This window comes from Streptomyces sp. NPDC040410 (assembly GCF_055595715.1).
Window position 1 is genome coordinate 1 of record NZ_JBVIVK010000052.1, and the last position, 7369, is coordinate 7369.

Here is a 7369-nt window from a genome sequence, read left to right on the forward strand (position 1 = left end):
CGACGGCTCCAGCCGGCCGGAATCCAGCGCTCTCGCGCATCCCGTCCCGAAAGGTTTCTCCTAGAAGAAGACCGAGCGGCGCTGCACCAGCACCTCGGCCGCTCCCCTCTGCCGCCCTCGCACTGCTTCGCAGGCTTCGGACAGCTGCGCCGGACTCCGTCCGACGGCTCCAGCCGGCCGGAATCCAGCGCTCTCGCGCATCCCGTCCCGAAAGGTTTCTCCTAGAAGAAGACCGAGCGGCGCTGCACGAGCAGCTTGTACAAGGTGTGCTGGATCTGCTCCCGGACCTGATCGGTCAGGTTGAACATCAGCATCGGGTCCTCGGCCGCCTCCGGCGGATAGCCGTCCGTGAGGATCGGCTCGCCGAACTGGATCGTCCACTTCGTCGGCAGCGGGATCGCGCCCAGCGGGCCCAGCCACGGGAAGGTCGGCGTCAGCGGGAAGTACGGGAAGCCGAGCAGCCGCGCCAGCGTCTTGGCGTTGCCGATCATCGGGTAGATCTCCTCGGCCCCGACGATGGAGCACGGGATGATCGGAACCCCCTGGCGCAACGCCGTGGAGACGAAGCCGCCGCGGCCGAAGCGCTGCAGTTTGTAGCGCTCGCTGAACGGCTTGCCGATGCCCTTGAAGCCCTCCGGCATCACCCCGACCACCTCGCCCTGCCCCAGCAGCCGTTCGGCGTCCTCCGCGCACGCCAGGGTGTGGCCGAGCTTGCGGGCGAGTTCGTTGACCACCGGCAGCATGAACACCAGGTCCGCGGCGAGCAGCCGGAGATGGCGGCCCGCGGGGTGGTTGTCGTGGACGGCGACCTGCATCATCAGACCGTCCAGCGGGAGCGTGCCCGAGTGGTTGGCGACGATCAGGGCGCCGCCGTCCGACGGGATGTTCTCGATGCCCTTCACCTCGACCCGGAAGTACTTCTCGTACACCGGACGCAGCAGTGACATCAGGACCTGGTCGGTCAGCTCCTCGTCGTAGCCGAAGTCGTCGATCTCGTAGTCGCCGGTGAGGCGGCGGCGCAGGAAGGCCAGGCCGCCGGCGATACGCCGCTCCAGGCCGCCGTCGGCCCGCGGCTGCCGCGGCGGCTGTTCCTCACTGGTCACAGGTCCATCATCCTGCGCGACCGGCGCCGTGGGCAGGGGCTGGACCTCGCGTACCAGCCCGGGTTCCGCGCTCTTGCGCCGACTTCCCGCGCTCCGGCGCCTCGGCGGCCGCTGCACGGCGCCCGCGCGGGACCGGTCGTCGTCGAACGGAATGACCTTGGCGTCCGCCATCGTTGATGCGCTCCTCAGTTGGCGCTCTGCGTCGGGGGGTGGCCGCCGCCCGCGATGGGCAGCGCGGCGATCCGGTCGACGGCCCCGGCCACGGCCTCGGGCGGCAGGAGACCGGGACCGTGGCTACGCGCGAATTCCGTGAAGGTCTCCGCCGTCGTGTACTTCGGCGTGAACCCGAGCGTCTCGCGCATCTGGTCCGTCGCCACGACCCGGCCGTGGGTCAGCAGCCGGATCTGTTCGGGCGAGAAGTCCGTCATGCCCAGCGTACGTACCAGCGAGCCCGCCCAGGTGACCGCGGGAAGCAGCAGCGGCACGGTGGGGCGGCCCAGGCGCCTGGAGCACTGGGAGAGCAGCAGGACGCCGTCGCCGGCGATGTTGAAGGTGCCGCTGTTGAGGGTGCCGCGCTCCGGTTCGTGCGAGGCGATCCGCAGCACCTCGATCGCGTCGTCCTCGTGCACGAACTGCAGCCGCGGGTCGTACCCGAACACGGTCGGCAGGACGGGCAGCGAGAAGTACGAGGCGAGGGGGGTGTCCGCCGTCGGGCCGAGGATGTTGGCGAACCGCAGCACGCACACGGCGACATCGGGCCGCCTGCGCGCGAATCCGCGGACGTACCCCTCGACCTCCACCGCGTCCTTGGCGAAGCCGCCGCTGGGCAGGGACTTGGGCGGGGTCGTCTCGGTGAAGACGCCGGGGTCGCGGGGCGCGGATCCGTACACGTTCGTACTGGACTTCACCACCAGCCGCTTGACGTTCGGGGACTTCTGACAGGCACCGAGCAACTGCATGGTGCCGATGACGTTGGTCTCCTTGACCGTGGCCCGGCTGCCGCTGCCGAGCGCGGTCGCGGTCACGTCCATGTGGACGACCGTGTCGGCGGCCGTCTCGGCGAGCACCCGTGCGATGGTGGGCTGCCGGATGTCGGCCTGGATGAAGTCGGCGCCGCCCAGGTGGTGCTCGGGCGGAACCGCGTCCACGGCGACGACCCGGTCCACCTGCGGGTCACGCTGGATGCGTCGGACGAACCGGCCCCCCAGCCTGCGGGCCACTCCGGTCACGAGCACGACCTTGCCCAAGATCAGCGCCTTCCTTCCAGCCCATCAGGAGTTCGTAGCCTGCCGCGTTCCCCGTGTACGGCCAACTTAGCCGGTGGACGTTGCGCTGTGATGACCACCCGCTGCACGAAGTGACGACATTCGGCCCCCGGACACGCGTGTGGCCCCCCACCGCCTTGGGAGGGGGGCCACAGAACACGCTCTCGCGGCGTCGCCTACTTCTTGTTGCGACGCTGAACGCGCGTGCGCTTGAGCAGCTTGCGGTGCTTCTTCTTGGCCATCCGCTTGCGCCGCTTCTTGATAACAGAGCCCACGACTACCCTCGCTCACTTCTCATCACTCGGTGTTTGGGCGCCATGGGCCCACACGACCTACAAGGGGCTAGCCTACCCGCCCGAGCGCTGAGGTCGTAATCGAGGCGTCGGGGGGAGACCCGGAACAGCACAGAGGGTCTCCCCGAACCGCCGTCGTCAGGCAGTTTCCACCCCCACATAGCTCTCGCGGAGGTATTCGTGAACCGCTTGCTCCGGGACACGGAACGACCGCCCCACCCGGATCGCGGGCAGATGACCGCTGTGCACCAACCGGTACACGGTCATCTTCGACACTCGCATCACCGAGGCGACCTCCGCCACGGTAAGGAACTGAACCTCGTTCAGAGGCCTCTCGCCAGCTGCAGCCATGACACACCTGAACCTTCCGCACTCGACGGCCACCGGCTTCCCCTTCCGGTGACTCTTCGTCGCTGCGTGCTCACTCCCCAATGTAGGGGCGGGTGATGCAAGTGGGGAAGAGGTGCACCCATCGGCGGCCTACTGTGACAGACACGCTCGTTCGAGTACGTAGCGGGTCAGCGGCAGGTAGTAATCAGACCGCACGCCGTCATCAAGTGGAACGACGACGGACACGCGCCCCTCGGCCTCACCCACGAACAGGGCGGGGTCGTCGGTATCGGCGAGCCCCACGGCCTCGAAGCCCAGCTGACCTGCCCCGCAGACCCAGCCGTGATCCCCGATCACCAGCTCGGGCAGCGGGCCGCCGGCCTCGGCGGCCCCGGCCAGCGCGGTACGAACCGGCAGCGGCGAGTGCGTGTGCGCGCCGGTCGCACAACCGGAGCGAGGCGCGCCGGGTTGTCGCAGGAGCGCGACTCCTCGTACGTAGTCGAGGTTGTACGTACGTAGACCGAACCGGGTCGTTATGTCGACACAGTGACCCTGCGCCGGAGTGAGGACGGCACATCCCGCCGCCGACAGCGCGTCCGCCAAGGCGGCGTAGAACCCGAGCAGCCGGTGGGGGTGGCCGGTGCCGAGGAGCACGGGGGCGGCACGCCCGGCCGCCGCGGCGAGCCGGTCCGCGAAGGCGTCGAGTGCGGCCACGGTTCGCTCCGGATCAATCACATCATGGCCGGAGATGCACTGCGGATCGGCCGAAACACCGCACTTGTCCGCCATCAATCCGATCAAATCCGGTTGCCGCCAAGTCCATTCGGGATCGATCCCGATCAGCACGCGAGGGTCGCGAGCAGCGAACAGCCGATAACTCCGCAGACTCACCTCCCGAGAGGTCGCCACGGTCCCGGCAAGCCGGGCCGCGAGGAGATGCGCGCGCAGGGCGGAGGTGCTCACCACGTGAGTGATGGTGACGGACGAAGGCTGGGGAGGGGAGGGAAGTCGGGGAAGACCCCACGGTTGGCGTAACCATCCTCCCGCCCCCCCCCCCCCCCACGGATGGGACGGGCAGGGGCGGCGGGGGCGAGAACCGGACGACTTCGGACCAGCCCCCGACCCGCCTACGCCAACAGTCCCCGCAAGGGAAACACCGCCCGCCGAGCCGCCAGCACCGCCTGATCCAAACGGTCCGCAGGGTCGTATCCCGCCTCCCAGTCGGCCCAGCCCACCGGCCACCGGCCATCGGTCATCCGCATGGGCGCCAACTGCCGCGTCCGAGCGAAAACTTCCTGCCGCCAGCTCTCAGGAATGACCGTCTCCGGCTCGACGGGACGCCCCGCCGCAATCCCCACCAGATGCGTCCACGACCGCGGCACGACCTCCACGATCGCGTATCCGCCCCCGCCCAGCGCAACCCACTTCCCGTCGGCGTACTCGTGCGCCAGGTCATGGCAGGCCACCTGCACGGCCCGCTGCGCGTCCAGCGAAACGGCAAGGTGTGCCAACGGATCCTCGAAATGCGTATCGGCCCCGTGCTGCGTCACGAGCACCTGCGGCCGAAAGTCGGCGATCAGCTCCGGCACCACGGCATGGAACGCCCGCAACCACCCCGCGTCCCCGGTCCCGGCCGGCAGCGCCACATTCACCGCGCTTCCCTCCGCCAAGTCCCCGCCCGTCTCCTCCGGCCAGCCGGTCTGCGGAAACAGCGTGCGCGGATGCTCGTGCAGGGAAACCGTCAGAACCCTCGGATCCTCCCAGAACGCCGCCTGCACACCGTCCCCGTGATGGACGTCCACGTCGATGTACGCGACCCGCTCGGCCCCCAGCTCCAGCAGCCGGGCGATGGCCAACGAGGCATCGTTGTAGACGCAGAATCCCGACGCTCCCCCGGGCATCGCATGATGCAGCCCGCCCGCGAAGTTCACCGCGTGCGACGCCTCTCCGCGCCACACGGCCTCCGCCGCCCCGACCGACTGCCCGGCGATCAGCGCGGCCACCTCGTGCATCCCCGCGAACGCCGGATCGTCCATGGTCCCCAGCCCGTACGACGTGTCGGCCGCCCCCGGCTCCGCCGAGGCCGCCTTCACGGCCTCGATGTAGTCCTGCCGGTGGACGAGCCGCAACGTGGACTCCCCGGCCGGCCTGGCCGAGACGACGTCCACTTCCCGGTCGAGCCCGAAGGCGTCGACGAGCCTCCGGGTCAGGGCGAGCCGTACCGGATCCATCGGATGGTCCGGACCGAAGTCATAGCCCGTTACTGCCTCGTCCCACATCAGCTGTGTGCGGCCGTTCATGCCCGACACCGTATCGGGCCGGTTGAGCGGCGAACGAACGGGCGTACACGAGCGTCACCAGCACCAACACCATCGGCACCAGCATGGCCCCGCGATAGCTCCACGCATCACCGAACGCCCCCACCAACGGCGACCCGATCAGGAACCCCGCGTAGTTGAAGACATTGAGCCGCGCGACGGCCGTGTCGGACGCCCCGGGAAACAGCCGCCCCGCCGCCGCGAAGGTCTGCGGGACCAGCACGCACAACCCCAGCCCCAGCAACGTGAAGCCGACCATCCCGACCCACGCCCCGGGCGCCACGGCCACCACCGCGAACCCGAGCGCCGCGACCAGCGCCCCCACCCGTACGACCGTCACGGCCCCGAACCGCCGTACCCCGAAGTCCCCGATCGCCCGCCCTAGCAGCGTGGTCACCATGTACACGTTGTACGGCACCGTCGCGAACTCCTCCGAGCTCCCCAGCACGTCCTGCAGATACTTCGCGCTCCAGTTGGAGACGGTCGAGTCCCCGATGTACGCGAAGGTCATCACCAGACACAGCGGCAACAGCACCTTGAAGACGACGGGCCCGGCCCGGCGCCCCACGTCCTTCACGTCTTCGACGGGGCCGGTTTCCCCGTCGACGTACCACCGGCTGCCCGCGAGGGCAGCCGGCAGCAACACCGCCGCGACCGGCAGATACGACACCCACAGCGTCAGATGCCAGTGCGCCCCCGCCCACGCGAGCGACGCCCCGACGATCCCGCCCAGGCTGTACACCGCATGGAAACCGAGCATGATGCTGCGCCCGTACGCCCGCTGCAGGCTCACCCCGAGCATGTTCATCGAGGCGTCGAGCACACCCACGGCGAGCCCGAACGCGCCCAGCGCGACCGCCAGTTGGGCCATCGCGTCCCCTGTCCCGACCCCGAGCAGCGCCAGGAGGACGACGGGTTGGGACCAGCGCAGCAACCGGCTGGGCCGTATTCGCTTGACCAGCTGCTCGGTCGTGACGCTCCCGACCCCGGCGAGGATCGGCACAGCGGCCAGGAACGCGGGCAGCAGCGCGTCGGAGACGCCGTACCGGTCCTGGATGGCCGGAATCCGCGTCACCAGCAGAGCGAAGGCGACGCCCTGGGCGAAGAAGCCGAACGCCAAAGAGGCCCTACCGCGCCGCAGCAGAACTGTCATGGCGGCGAGCGTAGGGCCCCGGTCTACCCGTGGGTAGATCCAGCCAAAGATGAATTACCCTCAGCTTCATTTGCGAGAGGCGACCTTGGGTACGGCGGCCCGTCCAGCGGCGCCCCTGCCGTCCACCTCCGCCGGTCCGATGGCCCGCATCACACCAGCAGGTCAGCCAACTCTCCCATGCCGGAGAAGAGTTGCCCGGCCTCCGACAGTTTGCCGGCAGGCGTCATGGCGGTGAACCCGAACACGTCCATCCCCGCCGCCACGGCCGCCCGCACACCCAGCGGACTGTCCTCGATCACGACGCACTTAGCGGGCTCGACCCCCATCCGCCGGGCCGCGTACAGGAACAGATCGGGTGCCGGCTTCCCCCGTCCGACATCCTGCGAACTGAAGATCCGCGAGTCGTCGAACCAGCGGTCCAGCCCGGTCTTCCGGTGCCCGACCCGGATCCGCTCATGACTCCCGGAAGACGCCACGCAGTACGGCACCCCGTCCGCCGCCAGCTTCTCCAGCACACCGACGGCCCCGGGCACCGGCTCCAACTCCCGCTCGAAGGCAGCGAACACGCGCCGGTGGAACACGTCGTCGAAGTCGTCCGGGAGCCGCTGCCCCGTGCGCTCCTGGACGAGGTCATGGATCCGGTGCATCGCGGACCCCATGTAGTCACGTATGGAGTCCTCGTAGGAGGTCGGGTGCCCGAGCTCGGTCAGATAACCGGCCAGCAACCGGTTGGAGATCGGCTCGCTGTCGACGAGGACGCCGTCGTTGTCGAAGATAACCAGGTCGTAGCGCATGACTAGACCCTAAACGAGCCCGAAACGCAGAAAACCCCCGCACCTTTTCGGTGCGGGGGTTTCCCGTAATAATTGTTCGGCGGTGTCCTACTCTCCCACAGGGTCCCCCCTGC

Annotated in this window: 8 protein-coding genes; all 8 read right to left on the minus strand. The window is 69.1% G+C overall.

What is annotated here, in order from left to right:
- Positions 1-221: 221 nt before the first annotated feature.
- The 8 genes from ACZ562_RS38115 to ACZ562_RS38150 all read right to left on the minus strand — a co-directional run bounded on the left by ACZ562_RS38115 (position 222) and on the right by ACZ562_RS38150 (position 7256).
- Positions 222-1274, minus strand: coding sequence for a lysophospholipid acyltransferase family protein (locus ACZ562_RS38115; protein ID WP_471189260.1), 1053 nt, complete (start codon positions 1272-1274; stop codon positions 222-224).
- A 14-nt stretch (positions 1275-1288) separates the two neighbouring features.
- Entirely contained in the window at positions 1289-2350 is a 1062-nt protein-coding gene (locus tag ACZ562_RS38120; protein ID WP_471189263.1) for an NAD-dependent epimerase/dehydratase family protein, read from the minus strand.
- A 194-nt stretch (positions 2351-2544) separates the two neighbouring features.
- On the minus strand, positions 2545-2643 hold the full coding sequence (locus ACZ562_RS38125) for a 30S ribosomal protein bS22 (protein ID WP_003948845.1): 99 nt from the start codon (positions 2641-2643) through the stop codon (positions 2545-2547).
- Positions 2644-2799: 156 nt separating this feature from the next.
- Positions 2800-3012 (minus strand): helix-turn-helix domain-containing protein, encoded by a 213-nt coding sequence (locus tag ACZ562_RS38130; protein WP_004984898.1) that lies wholly within the window; start codon positions 3010-3012, stop codon positions 2800-2802.
- A 129-nt stretch (positions 3013-3141) separates the two neighbouring features.
- Positions 3142-3957: a phosphatase gene (locus ACZ562_RS38135; RefSeq protein WP_471189265.1), complete on the minus strand. Its 816-nt coding sequence runs from the start codon at positions 3955-3957 to the stop codon at positions 3142-3144.
- Between the two features lie 161 nt (positions 3958-4118).
- Entirely contained in the window at positions 4119-5291 is a 1173-nt protein-coding gene (locus ACZ562_RS38140; RefSeq protein ID WP_471189268.1) for an acetoin utilization protein AcuC, read from the minus strand.
- Positions 5242-6462 carry an MFS transporter gene (locus ACZ562_RS38145; RefSeq protein ID WP_471189270.1) on the minus strand — a complete coding sequence of 407 codons (1221 nt, stop codon included), beginning with the start codon at positions 6460-6462 and terminating at the stop codon, positions 5242-5244. Before ACZ562_RS38145 ends, ACZ562_RS38140 begins: the two co-directional genes overlap by 50 nt.
- Before the next feature lie 149 nt (positions 6463-6611).
- The gene (locus ACZ562_RS38150; RefSeq protein WP_471189273.1) at positions 6612-7256 is read right to left on the minus strand and encodes an HAD family hydrolase; all 645 of its coding nucleotides are present in this window, start codon (positions 7254-7256) and stop codon (positions 6612-6614) included.
- Between the last annotated feature and the right edge of the window lie 113 nt (positions 7257-7369).

Bases quoted from the DNA above. Each gene is read 5' to 3' on its own strand.
- ACZ562_RS38130 (WP_004984898.1), bottom strand. From the start codon at position 3,012: ATGGCTGCAGCTGGCGAGAGGCCTCTGAACGAGGTTCAGTTCCTTACC.
- ACZ562_RS38150 (WP_471189273.1), bottom strand. From the start codon at position 7,256: ATGCGCTACGACCTGGTTATCTTCGACAACGACGGCGTCCTCGTCGAC.
- ACZ562_RS38140 (WP_471189268.1), bottom strand. From the start codon at position 5,291: ATGAACGGCCGCACACAGCTGATGTGGGACGAGGCAGTAACGGGCTAT.
- ACZ562_RS38145 (WP_471189270.1), bottom strand. From the start codon at position 6,462: ATGACAGTTCTGCTGCGGCGCGGTAGGGCCTCTTTGGCGTTCGGCTTC.
- ACZ562_RS38115 (WP_471189260.1), bottom strand. From the start codon at position 1,274: ATGGCGGACGCCAAGGTCATTCCGTTCGACGACGACCGGTCCCGCGCG.